The organism is Paenibacillus sp. PK1-4R (genome assembly GCF_030369595.1).
Classification (GTDB): Bacteria; Bacillota; Bacilli; order Paenibacillales; family Paenibacillaceae; genus Paenibacillus.
Map to the genome: position 1 here is coordinate 1960786 of NZ_CP126535.1, position 16207 is coordinate 1976992.

At 44.1% G+C, this 16207-nt stretch carries 15 protein-coding genes; 12 read left to right on the top strand and 3 right to left on the bottom strand.

Translation table 11 applies throughout. The features are described from left to right. The first annotated feature begins 358 nt into the window (after positions 1-358). From QNO02_RS08585 to QNO02_RS08595, 3 genes are all read left to right on the top strand, one after another. Entirely contained in the window at positions 359-1264 is a 906-nt protein-coding gene (locus tag QNO02_RS08585; RefSeq protein ID WP_289391828.1) for an ABC transporter permease, read from the top strand. A gap of 96 nt (positions 1265-1360) precedes the next feature. Further along, positions 1361-2224 carry a carbohydrate ABC transporter permease gene (locus QNO02_RS08590; protein WP_370511436.1) on the top strand — a complete coding sequence of 288 codons (864 nt, stop codon included), beginning with the start codon at positions 1361-1363 and terminating at the stop codon, positions 2222-2224. Between the two features lie 100 nt (positions 2225-2324). After that, positions 2325-3878 carry an ABC transporter substrate-binding protein gene (locus QNO02_RS08595; RefSeq protein ID WP_371129048.1) on the top strand — a complete coding sequence of 518 codons (1554 nt, stop codon included), beginning with the start codon at positions 2325-2327 and terminating at the stop codon, positions 3876-3878. Between the two features lie 139 nt (positions 3879-4017). Here QNO02_RS08595 and QNO02_RS08600 read toward each other — a convergent pair whose 3' ends face one another. Both QNO02_RS08600 and QNO02_RS08605 read right to left on the bottom strand, forming a co-directional pair. Beyond that, positions 4018-5169 carry an MGDG synthase family glycosyltransferase gene (locus QNO02_RS08600; protein WP_091032863.1) on the bottom strand — a complete coding sequence of 384 codons (1152 nt, stop codon included), beginning with the start codon at positions 5167-5169 and terminating at the stop codon, positions 4018-4020. 50 nt (positions 5170-5219) lie between these two features. Beyond that, positions 5220-5747: a phosphatase PAP2 family protein gene (locus QNO02_RS08605; protein ID WP_017689668.1), complete on the bottom strand. Its 528-nt coding sequence runs from the start codon at positions 5745-5747 to the stop codon at positions 5220-5222. 710 nt (positions 5748-6457) lie between these two features. On the opposite strand from QNO02_RS08605, the gene QNO02_RS08610 reads away from it, so the two are divergent. From QNO02_RS08610 to QNO02_RS08650, 9 genes are all read left to right on the top strand, one after another. Further along, complete coding sequence (locus QNO02_RS08610; protein ID WP_036610177.1) at positions 6458-7696, top strand: glycosyltransferase family 2 protein; 1239 nt, start codon at positions 6458-6460, stop codon at positions 7694-7696. Positions 7697-8030: 334 nt separating this feature from the next. Then, positions 8031-8525 (top strand): translation initiation factor IF-3, encoded by a 495-nt coding sequence (infC, locus tag QNO02_RS08615; protein ID WP_017689666.1) that lies wholly within the window; start codon positions 8031-8033, stop codon positions 8523-8525. Between the two features lie 24 nt (positions 8526-8549). Then, the gene (rpmI, locus tag QNO02_RS08620; RefSeq protein ID WP_017689665.1) at positions 8550-8753 is read left to right on the top strand and encodes a 50S ribosomal protein L35; all 204 of its coding nucleotides are present in this window, start codon (positions 8550-8552) and stop codon (positions 8751-8753) included. 88 nt (positions 8754-8841) lie between these two features. Further along, on the top strand, positions 8842-9201 hold the full coding sequence (gene rplT, locus QNO02_RS08625) for a 50S ribosomal protein L20 (RefSeq protein WP_017689664.1): 360 nt from the start codon (positions 8842-8844) through the stop codon (positions 9199-9201). A 579-nt stretch (positions 9202-9780) separates the two neighbouring features. Then, on the top strand, positions 9781-10821 hold the full coding sequence (locus QNO02_RS08630) for a BMP family lipoprotein (protein WP_091032858.1): 1041 nt from the start codon (positions 9781-9783) through the stop codon (positions 10819-10821). 298 nt (positions 10822-11119) lie between these two features. Beyond that, the gene (locus QNO02_RS08635) at positions 11120-12658 is read left to right on the top strand and encodes an ABC transporter ATP-binding protein (protein WP_091032855.1); all 1539 of its coding nucleotides are present in this window, start codon (positions 11120-11122) and stop codon (positions 12656-12658) included. Then, positions 12651-13730: an ABC transporter permease gene (locus QNO02_RS08640; RefSeq protein WP_091032853.1), complete on the top strand. Its 1080-nt coding sequence runs from the start codon at positions 12651-12653 to the stop codon at positions 13728-13730. The genes QNO02_RS08635 and QNO02_RS08640 overlap by 8 nt, the downstream gene beginning before the upstream one ends. Further along, positions 13731-14693: an ABC transporter permease gene (locus QNO02_RS08645; protein ID WP_062833426.1), complete on the top strand. Its 963-nt coding sequence runs from the start codon at positions 13731-13733 to the stop codon at positions 14691-14693. It begins immediately after the preceding gene. Positions 14694-14908: 215 nt separating this feature from the next. Further along, positions 14909-15298: a hypothetical protein gene (locus QNO02_RS08650; protein WP_047842246.1), complete on the top strand. Its 390-nt coding sequence runs from the start codon at positions 14909-14911 to the stop codon at positions 15296-15298. Between the two features lie 6 nt (positions 15299-15304). On the opposite strand, the gene QNO02_RS08655 is transcribed toward QNO02_RS08650, so the two are convergent. After that, positions 15305-15748 carry a GNAT family N-acetyltransferase gene (locus QNO02_RS08655; protein ID WP_237176231.1) on the bottom strand — a complete coding sequence of 148 codons (444 nt, stop codon included), beginning with the start codon at positions 15746-15748 and terminating at the stop codon, positions 15305-15307. Positions 15749-16207: the final 459 nt, after the last annotated feature.

Sequence of the window (16207 nt, forward strand, 5' to 3'; positions counted from 1 at the left end):
ATATACATAAGTGAGGCTTCATATATGGATGAGCAGAAGAGCAAGAGTAACTTGAATTATATATTATGTATGCGTTTACATCAATGCTGGACAGGCCATTTTGCCTGTTTCTCTACATAAAGTTCAACTTTCGCTGGATTGTTCACTAGGTGTAGCCTATGCACGATATCAACATTTGTGAACGGATGTGTGTGGATGTCTGTTCATTTCATGGTTCGTTCATTTTGTTCATAGTTCATTTCGCAGAATCGTTCATTTTCTGATGGGAAGCTTCAGTATTCGTGAGTGAAGAGAGCATCTACAATAAAAAGAGAGCTCCACCACGCAGCACCGCAAGAAATTCGGGAGGGATCGAGCCATGCTCAAAGAATTGAACAAAAACAAAATCATGTTTCTGATGCTGTTGCCCACGCTGATCTTTTTTCTCATTAACTCGTATTTTCCGATGGTCGGCATCTATTATGCGTTCACCCGGTATGATTTTGAAGGCGGATTATTTGGTAGTCCATTTGTCGGTCTGGAGAACTTTAAGTTCCTATGGCAATCCGGAATGCTGTTGAAGCTCACAACCAATACCGTGGGTTACAATCTCGCCTTCATTATATTAGGAAACGGTCTGGCGATCTTCTGTGCGATCATGCTTAGCGAAATCCGGGTCAGGTTATTCAAAAAAATCACGCAATCCGTCATGTTCTTGCCGTATTTCATCTCATTTGTACTATTAAGTGTAATCGCTTACAACATGTTTAACTACGAGTCGGGTTTTGTGAACACGGTGCTCAAACGTTTTGAGGCAGGCCCGGTCGACATTTATAACACACCCTGGATCTGGGTGTTCCTGATCATCATCTTTTATCTGTGGAAAAATCTTGGATACAGCATGGTCATTTATCTGGCCGCCATAACGGGTATCAGTGACGAGTATTATGAAGCTGCCCGAATCGACGGGGCCAATATATTTCAGCGGATCTGGTACATTACGGTACCGATGCTGAAGCCAACCTTTGTCATATTGTTGTTGTTCTCGCTCGGCAGCATTATGAAGGGGCAGTTTGATCTGTTCTATCAACTGATAGGTAACAACGGGGTGCTGTACAACGCTACAGATATTATTGATACGTATGTGTATCGTTCACTGAAAGTAACGTTTGATATCGGGATGGCAACGGCAGCTGGTTTGTATCAGTCGTTATTCGGATTCATTTTGATCATGACTGTCAACTATATTATTCGCAAAGTAAATGAGGACTACGCCTTGTTCTAGAACGCCCGCAGGGCAGGAGGGAGAACGATCATGAACACGCCAATGAATACTCACACGCGTACGAATACTCGTCTCAGAGATTCGGAATTCACTTTTATGTTTCAACTGATTTCCTACAGCTTCATCATCATTTTATCAATCATGTGCTTGCTACCGTTTCTGCTGATTCTATCCGGTTCATTCAGCAGCAACGAGTCCATTGTGAGGGATGGTTATCACCTCTTTCCAACGGACTTTTCCCTGGAAGGTTACAAAATGGTGTTCAAATTCCCGACTCAGGTACTCAAGGCTTATGGGGTAACGGTTTTTACAACGGTGGTGGGGACTACGCTAGGGCTGTTCCTCATCACGATGGCCGGATTTGTGCTCCAGCGTAAGGATTTTAAATATCGGAACACGTTCTCGTTTTTTATCTACTTCACAACCCTGTTTGGTGGGGGACTTGTGCCTTGGTACATTATGCTGGCGAACTACTTCAATCTCACAGATACGTACACCGTGCTTATTTTTCCGGGGTTGATGACGCCATTCCTCATTATCCTGATGAAAAACTTCATTCGCTCGGCAGTGCCGGATGAATTGATTGAGTCCGCCAAAATTGATGGAGCGAATGACTTTCGCATCTATTTCAGCATTGTGTTGAAACTGGCGATGCCTGGTATCGCCACCGTAGGTCTGTTCCTGGCACTCGGTTACTGGAATGACTGGTTTACCTCATCCCTCTTCATTAACAACCCGGATATGTACCAACTGCAATTTTATCTCTACAACACGATGAACACGATTACATTCATTGACCAGATGGCGATTGGCACAGGGATCACGCTCAGTCAGGATGTGCCTACCGAATCAACCAAGATGGCAATGGCGATCGTTGTAACGGGACCGATTTTGTTTCTATATCCGTTTGTACAACGTTATTTTGTCAAAGGACTCACCATTGGTGCAGTGAAAGGTTAGAACGTGAACACGCTGTGGGTGTCAGGCCATTGACATCATTTCCGGTCTGAAACATGGCGAGTCTGCGCTAACATATAAAGGTTCACCACAAAAAGGGAGGATGCGTATGCGTAACAAAACAATTCGGCACCTGTCTCTGGTACTTGCCCTGATGTTGTTCGCTGGGGTGCTTGCCGCATGTAATAACGGTTCGGGGGGATCGACGCAAGGAAGCGGGCAGGGAGGAACATCCGGGAACAAAGGCGAGAAAGTCACGCTTCAATTTTACATGCTTGGGGATGCTCCAAAAGATCTGCCTGTTATTGAATCCGAGATCAATAAGTTGGCTGAGGCTGATCTGAACGTCAATGTGAAATTCAACTACACCTCATGGACCGACTGGGATCAAAAATATAAACTGCTGCTGTCTTCCGGACAGCCGATCGATCTGATCTTCACAGCGGATTGGACATTCTACCAGTCCTATGCCAAGAAGGGCGCGTTCCTGCCACTGGATGAAATGCTGCCTACAGCAGCGCCAGCACTGAAAGCTCATGTACCTGATGACATGTGGAATGCGGTCAAAATCAATGACAAAATCTATACTGTTCCATCAACTTGGATTGAGTATGTAACCGAGGGAATTGCGTACCGCGAGGACTTGCGCGAGAAGTACAATCTTCCAAAACCGGAATCCTTGGAGACGCTCGAAGCGTATCTGGAGGGCATCAAAGCCAACGAACCCAATATGATTCCGATTGCGGATAGCAATGCCAACCATACCCATGGTATTCGTCAATTGACATCCAAGCTGGTTAATACAGCAGGTCAACTTCCATATGGACTGGATATTATGTATGACACACCATCAAGCGTGACGTCCTACTGGGGATCCGCGCAACACCTGGAAGACTTGAAAACATACAAACGTTGGATGGACAAAGGATTTTTCCCGAAAAACGTACTGAATGTAAAAGATACATCCAACTCGTTGTTGCAAAATGGAAAAGCAGCTGTTGTTCTGTCCGGGGAAAACCCTAACAAATTTAATGCAGATGTAATCAAGGTGCAGTCTACGCATCCAGATTGGAAACTGGCTTATTTCCCTTACCCAAATGCAAAAGGGTTTGCACAACCGGTTCACCCGATCCACAACGGATTTGCGATTCCGCGTAGCAGTAAAAACCCGGAAAAAGCCTTGGCATTTTATGAGAAACTGGTTACAGACAAACGATATAACTGGTTGACTGAATACGGCGTTGAAGGCAAAAACTTCGAGGTAGATAATGGATACTACAAAATGGTGGGAGATGCACAAACAAACGGCTTCCCGCGTGAGGGCATGAATGGCTGGGCTTGGCGTAATCCGGAATTCATGCTCTATGATAAAACCTTTGATGATGTCCTGACCATGTTTGAAGATCTAGACAAAATCAAAAAGCCGGATATCTTTACAGGATTTGCTGAAGATTGGACTCCGTACCAAGCCGAGAAGGCTGCATTGGAGCAAGTGGAAAAGCAATATTTGTATCCGCTTAATGTAGGTTTGGTGGCAGACGTAGAAGCTGGATTGAACACATTTATGGAGAAGGCTAAACAAGCAGGATTGGAAAAAATTCAGGCAGAATACACCAAGCAGTGGCAGGAGTACTTGAAGTCAACAGGCATTCAATAGTTTGTACTTTCCTTCATAAAGAAAAGGTGCCTTCAAATCCGAAGGCACCTTTTCAATGTGGTTGCAGGCTTGTTTGAAGCCGTTGGTTAGAGGCATGATTGACGATGAATGCGGGAAGCAGCACCTTATTTGGATAAATTCATAAACGGGCCTCTTCTGCGGATGAAGGACGGACGTCCTCCAGCAGATCGATAATACTTTGAGCGCTCTGCATCGGATGAACCTTGGCGATTTCCGCCAGATGACGTTTGCGTTTACGTACAACATCCGGGTAGTGATGCAACAGCTTGTTCATCCATTTGACCACTACGTCGAGCGAAGTTATGGGTTCTCCCAACCCTCTTGCCGTAAAATAATGGACGTTTTCTTCTTCCTGACCAGGTATAGGGTTGTGGAACAACATAGGAATTCCTTTGGCCAAACCTTCGCTGCATGTCATTCCCCCAGGTTTGGTGATCAGCAGGTCAGATACTTCCATCAATTTGTCCACTTCGTTGGTGTACCCCATAATATGAATGTTTTCTTTGCGATACATGGGGTTCTGTTCCATGCTGATCCGTGCTTTATCATTGCGACCCAGACAAAAAATGATCTGAATATCTTCATGCCAGCGTGTCAGCAGCGGATGGACCAGCTTGTCGCTGAGCATTCCCCAGCCGCCACCCATCACCAGTACAGTAGGCATGTTCTTGAGGTTAAATCTGCTTCGGATCTCTTCTCGCCCGGGATGCTCCCAGAAATTTGGATGTACCGGAATGCCCGTGACTCGAATGTTGTCTGTAGGTACGCCGCGTAGCATTAGTTTGGACTTAACCTCATCTGAAGAAACCAGATAAAGGTCTACTTCACGGTTAATCCACGTCCCATGTGCATCATAGTCGGTGATGACTGTGCATAGGGGAACCTGTACACCCAGACGCTTCAGTCTGGATATGACAGCACTTGGAATCGGATGTGTACAGACGATCGCATCGGGACGTAACTGGCGCACAACGCTGCGTGTATGTGTATAGAACAGTTTATGCAGCGCCAGTGTCGTCAGCCTGTTCAATGATTTTTTATATTGGTGTCTGTATACGTATCCGACAAGTTTGGGTTGGTTTGTAACCGTTTTTTTGTATGCTGTTATAATCAGAGGTGCAACCTTGGGATTTAAGAAACTTCCCAGTTCAAGCACTTTTGTCTGCACGTCTGGCGAGAGCTTTCGCAAATTGCTGGACAGTGCATAAGCGGCTTGAGTATGACCCGTACCAAAGCCTTCAGATAATAGTAATACTCTTTTTTTCTCCACGCTTGCTTCACCTGTTCCTGCTAGGTTTTTCTGAGTCTAACATATCGGCTTTAAGACCAGAATGCAACTGTTGCAAGTGCGACTAAAGTACCTATTGTGGCACCCGCCAGAACATCGGAAGGATAGTGTAATCCCAGATAAATTCGAGAGAATCCGACAATAAGGGCCACAGGCAACAATATTAGCAATAAGATCGGATCAGTGGTCATAAAGGGAACCGTGACCGAAAAAATGGCAGTTGTGTGCCCTGAAGGAAACGAGTGATCCGTCAGGGGATTACGGAACGTAATTGTATCCGGCAATGCCAGATAAGGTCGAATGCGGGGATACAATTTTTTCGCGATGGCTACAGGGATGTGGCTGACCGCAAGAGCGATACATGCCTGGAGTCCTGTTGTGCTCCAAGGAGCTGGAGCAAGCAGCCAGATTAACAGTGATATTGCAATAGAAGAAGTTGCTCCACCCAGATGGGTGAAATAATACAGCCAAAAATTCATAAAACGATTATGAAGTCGGCCGTTGATCCACATAAAAACATTTCGATCATAATCTTGAAACTTTAAGAATAAACGGCTCATATTGGCCTCCTGCCAGTCAGGCCGCCCGTAATGGCGGCATTATTTCCGGTGATTTTCTGCATCCGGTTTCGTCCTGATTAGTATATAACCGTTTTTCATGAACTTGAGGTTATTTCAGGTATATGTTTATCATATTTTTAAATGTTGTCCTTTTCAAGAAGAACCCATGTAAAGAACGTTAAATTCATGTTAAAGAGTGGATATATACCCATCTTAACTTTTTGACTTGAGTCAGCCAAAAAAGATACAATGATTCAACATGGCTGAAATGAGGTAAAAAAATGTGAGTTCTGTTTCAAACTTTTTGAGGTCTGTTTGCGTTATTTGTTATAGAGCCTCTGACGAAGAATAACATGCTGATGAAAAAAGCAGGGACTTTAGAAATAAAAATCAAGTAAACGGCTGAAAATAAGATATAACAGGCATGAATGCGAGGTTGTGGTATCACGAAGTGTCTATTCAGCGTTTAAAGATCACATTTCTGCTTCAGAAAGTGGAATTGGGGTTTTGACAAATGACTGAAAAGGATACAGAATCGATAAAGCAGCCAACTGATAGCAACCAAGCTTTGAAACATTGCCTGATATATTCACGTAGTACACAAAAGAACAGGGTCATATTCTGCAGATCAAAAAAAAATAAATTGCAGAATCAGGAAGAGAAATGCTTGAGTAAACTGGGTTTTGAAAAAAAGGGGGTAACAGAGAACGATGTTGGACGCTATATTCGTCACGATGCAGGTCATTCTGGCACTGCTAGCCGTGTACCAATTCACGTTTTCGCTGTTCGGTCTGATTAAGAAAAAGAAAAAGAAACATTATCCGGCGACAAAATCATTCGCTGTACTCGTCGCAGCACACAATGAGGAACAAGTCATTGGTGCCTTGATGGAGAACTTGAAACAACTTGATTATCCGGAAGATCTGTACGATGTGTTTGTCATCTGTGACAACTGTACGGATGGAACGGCTCAAATTGTCAGAGAGCATGGATTAAACGCCTGTGTACGTACCAATGCCGATTTAAGAGGTAAAGGGTATGCCATCGAATGGATGCTTAAGTACCTGTGGAAATTGCCGCGTCAGTATGACGCAGTTGTTATGTTTGACGCGGATAACCTGGTTGACCGTAACTTCTTGCTTGAGATGAATGATGACTTGAACAATGGTTCGCGTGTTATCCAAGGATACATTGATACGAAAAATCCGGAGGATTCCTGGATTACTGCAGCTTACGGAGTATCTTACTGGTACATCAACCGTTTGTGGCAGTTGTCTCGTCATAACTTGAATATGGCGAATTTCCTCGGAGGAACCGGAATGTGCTTCGAGACCAACCTGTTGAAGGAAATTGGTTGGGGTGCAACAAGTCTGGTTGAAGATCTGGAGTTTACGATGCGCAGTGTGCAACGTAATGTGTATCCTGTTTTCAACTATGACGCCAAAGTATTTGATGAGAAGCCATTGACATTCAAAGCTTCAGCGAGACAACGTCTGCGCTGGATGCAAGGTCACTTTACAGTTGCGCGTAGATACTTCTTCCCGCTGCTATGGCAGTCCATTAAGGAAAGAAGCCTGGTGAAATTTGACCTTGCTATCTATGGAGCCAATGTCTATGTGGTATTGCTTACGTTCCTGATGACGGCTGTGATGTGGGTAGACATGGCTATATTCAGTGGTCCGCACATTGCTAATATTTATGGATACTTCCCGTTATGGGTTGGGTTCGTGGCTATTGGTTTGAACATCCTGACGTTCCTGTTGTCCATGGCGCTGGAGAAGGTTACCTTTGCCAAAGTTTATCTATATCTGATTTTGTTCCCGATCTACCTGCTGTCTTGGTACCCGATTACGTTCTACGCTTTCTTTACGCAGAACAACAAACAGTGGAGCCACACTCAACATACACGTGTTGTACGGTTGGATGAGGTGCAGAGCAAACAAGGGTAAGGAACATGCATGCGATACTTTGTTGACATCTGATATAACAAATGTATAATTCACAAAAAAAGTTGTGAAGAATGTTGACAATGTGTTTTGTGGGTGATATAGTATTCAAGTGCCTTAAAACGAATAGAAATGGAATCACAAGCAGAAGTCCGACTTCTCACCTGATCAACAAACATGTTGGCTGGTCAACGATCCCAATAATTTATGAAGTGTATACTCATGAAGAATTGTGTTGATTACAGGGATGTCGGTAGCTTGACCGGCATCCCTTTTATTTTTGTTTAACTGGATATTCAAAATGACCTGGAGGTGGACGATTATTAGTAAAGATCACATGATTAATGATGAGATTCGGGCGAAGGAAGTACGCCTTGTCGGAGCTGAAGGAGAACAAATTGGGATTACGCCCATTCGCGAAGCACTGCAAATGGCGATTGACCTGAATTTGGATCTGGTCAATGTGGCACCACAGGCTAAACCGCCGGTGTGTCGTATTATGGACTATGGCAAATTCCGCTATGAGCAACAAAAGAAAGATAAAGAAGCCCGTAAGAACCAGAAAATTGTTGATATTAAAGAAGTATGGTTCCGTTCCAATATTGAGGAGCACGATTATCAAACGAAGCTTCGTAATGTAGTTAAGTTTTTGAACGAAGGCGACAAAGTGAAATGTTCTGTTCGTTATCGCGGACGTGAAATTGCACATGCCGCGATTGGTCAACGGATTTTGGAGCGCGTTAAGGTAGAAGTTGCAGAACTTTGTACTGTTGAACGTCAACCAAAATTGGAAGGCCGCAGTATGATCATGATCTTGGCTCCTAAAGCCTGATAACATTGGAGGAGGAAACACAAAATGCCTAAAATGAAAACACACAGCAGTTTGAAAGGACGCTTCAAAATTACCGGTTCCGGTAAGGTCCTTCGTTACAAAGCTCACAAAAACCACTTGCTTTCCCACAAATCCAAACGTGCTAAGCGCGTTCTGAACGGTAACCCAGTTATGGCTGCCGGGGATGTTAGACGTTTGAAACAAGGTTTGGCTAACTTGAAAGGCTAATTCTAATTAGTACATTCCGTATGGGGGATCGGCTACGGCCGTACACATACCACGGATACATTTATATTTATTTGGGAGGTTCTTTAATATGGCAAGAGTAAAAGGCGGTTTTGTAGTACGTCGTCGTCATAAAAAGGTTTTGAAACTGGCAAGAGGTTATTTCGGTTCCAAACACCGTATTTTTAAAACAGCTAACGAGCAAGTAATGAAATCCCTGGTATACGCATACCGTGACCGTCGCAACACGAAACGTAACTTCCGCAGACTGTGGATCGTTCGTATCAATGCTGCAGCACGTATGAATGGTTTGTCTTACAACAAACTGATCCATGGTTTGAAACTTGCTGGAGTAGACATGAACCGCAAAATGTTGGCTGATCTGGCCGTTAACGACATCAATGCGTTCAACTCTTTGGCTACTGTAGCTAAAGGCAAAATCAACGCTTAAATTGTATGATACAAGCCGCCGTACCTATATGGCGGCTTTTTTTACGGCTTGGAAGAAATTCGAAGATGAATCTCTGAATGAATAGAGCGAATAGGCTGAAGTCTGGAAGGGAACAATGAAACCAGATAACTGGTGAATAAAGGCCCATGGGAATACATAAAATACGAACGGTGAAATAATACAAAAAAAAACAGGTAAATCCCACTTATCACTAAAGTTCGCGATATGTTTTTGTTATATAACATCACATCGTTGTAACGTTAGTGTGTTAAAACGTTAAATTATTAAGCGTTTTCAATAAAAAAAGAACAAAAATATGTGATATTTGGTGATGAAACATCTGGATTTTAACACTGGTTGATTGTATAATCACCTCTAGTAGGCTAGTCCTAGATCTTTCTCTCCATGTCATAATGTTCGGTTTTTCGACAGATGATAGGATGCTACAAGGGTGAGAATGCGCTTTTAATGTCGAAGAAACCATACATTCTGCATAAAAGTCATTCCTGCTATCTGTTAACCGTTCAATTGTAGGCTGGATTGGAATGAGGGATATATCATTAAGGGGGAAAAAGAGAAATGAAAAAGATGCTCAGCTTGTCTTTGGTAATGTTGCTGGCGGTATCGGTTATGCTCGCAGGTTGCGGTAGCAAACCGAAAGAAGAAACAAATGCCGGAGGAGATACAGGTGGCACTTCCACTGAAGCGAAATCCGATCTCAAAATCGGTATGGTTACTGACGTAGGTGGAGTTAATGACAAATCCTTTAACCAATCCGCTTGGGAAGCTCTGCAAGCGACTGAAACAGAAACAGGTACTGCTGTTAAATACCTGCAAAGTAAATCCGATGAAGAATACATTCCTAACTTGAACGAATTCGTTAAAGGTGGATATGATCTGACTTGGGGTATAGGTTTCCAATTGGCTGACGCAATCAAAACGGTTGCTGACCAAAACCCGGATGCTAAACTCGCGATCATTGACAGCGTAGTGGATTCTCCTAATGTTAAATCCGTAACTTTTGCTGAAGAAGAAGGATCTTTCTTGGTTGGTGTTGTTGCTGGTCTGACAACAAAAACGAACAAAATTGGTTTTGTTGGCGGCATGGAAAGCCCACTGATCAAAAAGTTTGAAGTTGGATTCAGAGAAGGTGTTAAAGCAGTTAACCCTGACGCTAAATTCATTTCTAACTACACAGGTGCATTTGATAAACCTGACTTGGGTAAAGCAGCAGCAGCAACACTTTACAATGAAGGCGTAGATATTATCTTCCACGCTTCTGGCGCAACAGGTAACGGTGTGTTTATCGAAGCAAGTGCTCGCAAGAAACAAGGTCAAGATGTATGGGTTATCGGTGTTGACAAAGACCAATCTCTTGAGTTTGGTGATGAGATCACTTTGACTTCAATGATCAAAAAAGTTGACGAAGCTGTTAAGCGCGTAAACCAAGAAATCATCGATGGTACCTTCAAAGGCGGAGCTGAGAATCTGACTTTGAAAGACAACGGTGTAGGTGTCGCTGATACTTCCACGAAAAATGTTTCTGCTGATACACTTGCAAAAGTGGACGAGTACAAAGAAAAAATCATCAGCGGCGAAATCAAAGTTCCTACAGAGTAATTTGATCTTCGTTGCAAAAGAATAATCATTGGGGCCGGTCTTGACCGGCCTTATGATTGCAAAAACAGGAACATTTGATCAAGTCATCATAACAATTGTACAAGGTCACTGTGCACCAACGCTCCGGGAGGAGCTTTTCTTAAGATAATAGAATGTACATGTTCTTATTGAGCTGAACCATTCGATTATCGCAAGAAAAACTTCAGCTAAGCGCGGTCTGTCTTCTTTGAAAGTACGTCGATAGACGTTTTTTTTTACGTTTGCGGAACCACACTATATCAGTTATAAGGGTGATTACATGGGTGCAGCAACCCCCGTCGTTGAGTTAAAACAAATTACGAAGCGTTTCCCAGGCATTGTTGCCAACGACGCCATCAGCCTTCAGCTTCGTAAAGGCGAGATCCATGCGCTACTGGGCGAAAACGGCGCTGGTAAGTCAACGTTGATGAATATTGTTTTTGGTCTCTATCAGCCAGATGAAGGTTCCATTGAAGTGAATGGCAAGCCTGTCATCATCGACAGTCCTAACCGAGCGATCGATCTTGGCATCGGCATGGTGCATCAGCACTTTAAGCTTGTACAGCCGTTCACGGTAACAGAGAACATTATTTTGGGATCTGAACCAACGAAGGGTCTCAATATTAATTATAAAAAAGCAGCCGCTGAAGTTCAGCGTCTGTCTGAACAGTATGGACTGAAAGTGAATCCTCATGCCAAGATTCATGATATCTCTGTCGGAATGCAGCAGCGTGTTGAGATCGTTAAAACATTGTATCGTGGTGCAGATATTTTGATTTTTGACGAGCCTACAGCCGTATTGACTCCTCAAGAGATTAAAGAATTGATAATCATCATGAAGAAGCTTGCTGCTGAAGGAAAGTCCATTATTTTGATCACACACAAACTGAAAGAGATTATGGAAATCTCCGATACGGTAACCATTATTCGTCGGGGTAAAGTAATTGATTCGGTTAAAACATCGGAAACCAATCCGAATGAGCTGGCAGAGAAAATGGTGGGGCGGAATGTCACATTCAAAGTGGACAAAAAACCGGCTACACCTGGAGCTAATGTGCTCGAAGTCAGTAAATTAACGGCCAAGAATAAAGAAGGTATTTCGGTTCTGAACCAACTTAACCTGAACGTACGTGCAGGAGAGATTGTCGGAATCGCAGGTGTGGATGGTAACGGTCAAAGTGAACTGATTGAAGCCCTTACCGGACTTCGTAAAGTCGAGAGCGGTTCGATTCTTTTGGAGGGTAAGGAGCTGTCCAATCATTCTCCGCGCCATATCTCGGAGTCGGGTGTAGCCCACATTCCGGAAGATCGACATAAACACGGACTTGTACTTGATTTTTCAGTGAGTGAAAATATCGTTCTGGAATCGTATTATAAAGCACCATACACACGTAAAGGGTTCCTTAACTTCGATGCGATCAAAAAGCAGGCTAAGCGGCTTGTTGAGGCATTTGACGTGCGTACACCAAGCATCGAGACCAAAGCTCGTTCCTTGTCCGGAGGAAACCAGCAAAAGGCCATTATCGCCCGTGAGGTAGATAAAAACCCTGAACTGCTTATCGCTGCACAGCCAACGCGTGGTTTGGACGTAGGGGCTATTGAGTTCGTGCAAAAGCAACTGATTGCACAGCGTGATCAAGGTAAGGCTGTTCTGCTGATTTCATTTGAGCTTGATGAGATTATCAATGTATCTGACCGAATTGCTGTCATCTATGAAGGCCAGATCGTTGGCGAGGTGCTGCCGGAAGAAACCAATGATAGGGAGCTCGGCTTGATGATGGCGGGCAGCACTCAAAAGAGAGGTACTGCGCATGAATAACGTATTGAAATGGTTTACGCGAGATTCATTTATTTTGCCTGTAGTAGCTATTATTATGGGTCTTATTCTCGGTGGAGTTGTCATGCTGATTGGTGGCTACAATCCAATCGAAGCCTATGGAGCATTGTTCACCAAGGTATTTGGAGACATGTACAACTTTGGTGAAGCAGTACGGGAAATGACACCATTAATTATGACTGGACTTGCATTTGCATTTGCATCACGTGCAGGGCTGTTTAACATCGGGGGAGAAGGTCAATTTCTCGTCGGAATGACAGCTGCGACATTTGTTGGTGTTAAATTTGCAGGGTTGCCGATCTACCTTCATGCGCCACTGGCTTTGATTGCTGGTGCACTGTTTGGTGGTCTCTGGGCAGCTATTGCTGGTTATCTGAAAGCGGCACGTGGGGTCAATGAAGTTATCAGTAGTATCATGTTGAACTGGATTGGTCTGTATCTGGCCAACCTTATCGTACGCCAATTCTTGCTGTTGAAGGGCGAGAATCGCTCCGTGGATATCAGCGAATCGGCTTCGATTAGTCTCACATGGTTATCTGAACTGATGGGCAACTCCCGTGTACACATGGGGACGTTGATTGCCCTTGTGATGGCTGTGCTCTTTTATATCTATATGTGGAAAACAAAACAAGGTTTTGAAATCCGCGCGGTAGGCTACAACCCTAATGCGGCTGAATATGCAGGTATGCATGTTAACCGGAATATCGTAAAAGCGATGTTTATCAGTGGTATGCTTGCCGGTCTTGGTGGTGCATTCCAGGTTCTTGGTGTGTTCCATTACCAGACCGTAATGTCGGGTTCACCAGGTACAGGCTTTGACGGAATAGCTGTTGCGCTAATTGGTTTGAATCATCCGTTTGGGGTGTTGTTGGGTGCAGTGTTGTTTGGTACCCTCACGTACGGATCTGCAGGTATGAGTTTTGCTGCGGATGTTCCGCCTGAGATTATTCGGATTGTGATCGGTTCGATTATCTTCTTTATTGCGGCACAAGGCATCGTGCGCTGGATACTCAAACCGTTCTATTCGAAGCGTAAGAAAGAGAAGGTGTTGTAGATGGACTTGTTGACAATTGGGCAAATTATCAATACGACGCTTGTCTTTGCTACGGCATTGATTTTTGCATCACTCGGCGGAATCTTTTCGGAAAAATCAGGTGTAACAAACCTTGGACTTGAAGGTTTTATGGTCTTTGGTGCCTTTGCAGCTGGAATCGGGGCGCATTATGCTCAAGAAGCGGGCATGGGTGGAACGACTTCGGCCTGGATGGGGGTTTTGCTTGCGATTGTATTGGGCGTACTGGTATCGCTGATTCATGCCGTTGCGTCTATCACATTTAAGGCAGACCAGATTATCAGTGGTATCGTCATTAACTTTTTGGCAGCAGGAAGTACGTTGTACTTGGTTAAACTGTTGTTTGAAGGTTCTGGTGATTCACCGTTGGTTCAAGGCTTCAGCAAGTTTGATGTGCCATTCTTGAAAGACATTCCTTTGCTTGGAGAAGCCTTTTTCAAGAACGTATATCCAACGACATATCTGGCCATTCTGTTCGTATTCCTGACGTATTACATTATGTTCAAAACGCCATTTGGTCTGCGCCTTCGTTCTGTAGGTGAACATCCAAGTGCGGCTGATACGGTTGGTGTTAAAGTGCTTCGTTATCGCTATATTGGCGTTATGATCAGTGGTGCGCTTGCGGCCATTGGTGGAGCTGCGATTACGTTGACGACTACGGGTACATTCTCACACAATACAGTTTCCGGCCAAGGTTATATTGCCATTGCAGCTATGATCTTTGGTAAGTGGAATCCGATTGGTGCCTTTGGTGCGGCTGTCTTCTTTGGATTCTCACAAGCGATCCGAAACTATGTACAGTTGTTTGAATGGTCACAAAGTATTCCCCAGGAAATTATTTTTATGTTGCCTTACCTGCTTACCATCATCGTTCTCGTTGCAGCGGTTGGACGTTCTTCGGCTCCGTCTGCACTCGGTGAAGCGTATGACCCGGGTAAAAGGTAAACTTGCAATATGTCAATTTACTATCCAAAAGCTTGATAAAAGGGTCCGCCTTGTGCGGGCCTTTTTTTGTTTTCTTGAGCGTCACCAATCCACTTTTTCACGTTTGTTTTGGTTCTCATGCAGATACCCATATTTTCAGGTAGGGACAAAGAAACAGGCGAATTCAGTGATGGACGAATACACTGTTTTGAACGATCCGAGGAGGAGGGGAAAGTATGAAACAACAAGTTACGCGTGATGAAGCGATGAAATTAATAGGCAAAAATATTGTTGCAATCAAAAAAGACGGCACTCGGGTTACGGGAAAGCTGTTGAAAGTATCGGGCAACAAACTGGTACTCAAGCGTTTGAATGGCAAAAAAGTACGTACAAAAGCGATTCTGCCACTGGTATTGTTTGATCTGCTCGCTATTGCCACACTGCCTTATGCTTATGGAGGTGGTCCCGGCTTCGGTCCCGGATATGGACCTGGACCAAAACCAGGCCCTGGATATGGTCCTGGCTACGGACCGGGATATGGACCTGGAGGACCTGGTGGCGGATATGGACCTGGTCCTGGATTCGGCCCTTATGGTCCAGGTCCACGCCCACCAGGATTTTTCTAGGATATTCTACAATGTTTTTTCCAATTCGTAGCAGCGGCTTATCATGATGTATCGAATCGCGCTGTATCCATTTTTTTGATAAAACTGAAGCCCTTTGGTATTGCCCTCATCCACCATCACTTTAGATCTTCGACAACCCCGAGATGCCGCAAAGCTCTCTGCTTTGAGCAACAAAGTTTGCCCGTAACGTTTGCGTTGTTCTTTCGGACTAACGGCCATCATATCGACATAGAGCAATTCCCCATGCATGAGAAAATGGATGAATGCCACAGCAGCTTTGTCTGGCTCCGGCGAGACAACAAAGGTCATGCCCCTGTTCATTCGCAGGGGTATTTCTTTGCGGATTTTATTAATTTCCTTTTCGCTCATATGGGATAAAGGAACAAGTTGAGTGTCAATCAACTTCATGATGGCGCCATCATCCAGCTTGGATGTGCGTTGCCGAATCACCATGCGGAGCCTCCTTTCAGGACCAGTCGTGCTGCTCGTATATCCTATGCCCGAAGCAAGATAAAAGGTGACTGAATGAAGCGCTGGGATTAGGGCAACCTTATAGGCTGAAGAGGGAAGAAGGAAGGTTCTCTGAATTTTTATGCAAAACAGGTATTGACTTATCGGTTGGAGGAATCATATAATGTTCCTAACATTTAACGAGAATATTTCATCGGCTATGAAGAGGACGAAGTTTTAAGGGCTCTTTTGCTCAGAGAGTGGCTGGAATTGCTGAAACCACCACCATTATCCCTTATATACGAGCTCACCTCGGAGCTGTTTTCCTGAAAAGCACTGGATGTCACTCCTTTCGCGTATTAGGGAAAATCGTATGTCTGCGTTACAGACAACAGGTATGGGAAACGACTATGTTCGTTTGAGCTATTCGTTTTGTTGTACCTGGTAAGGTCCGTTATT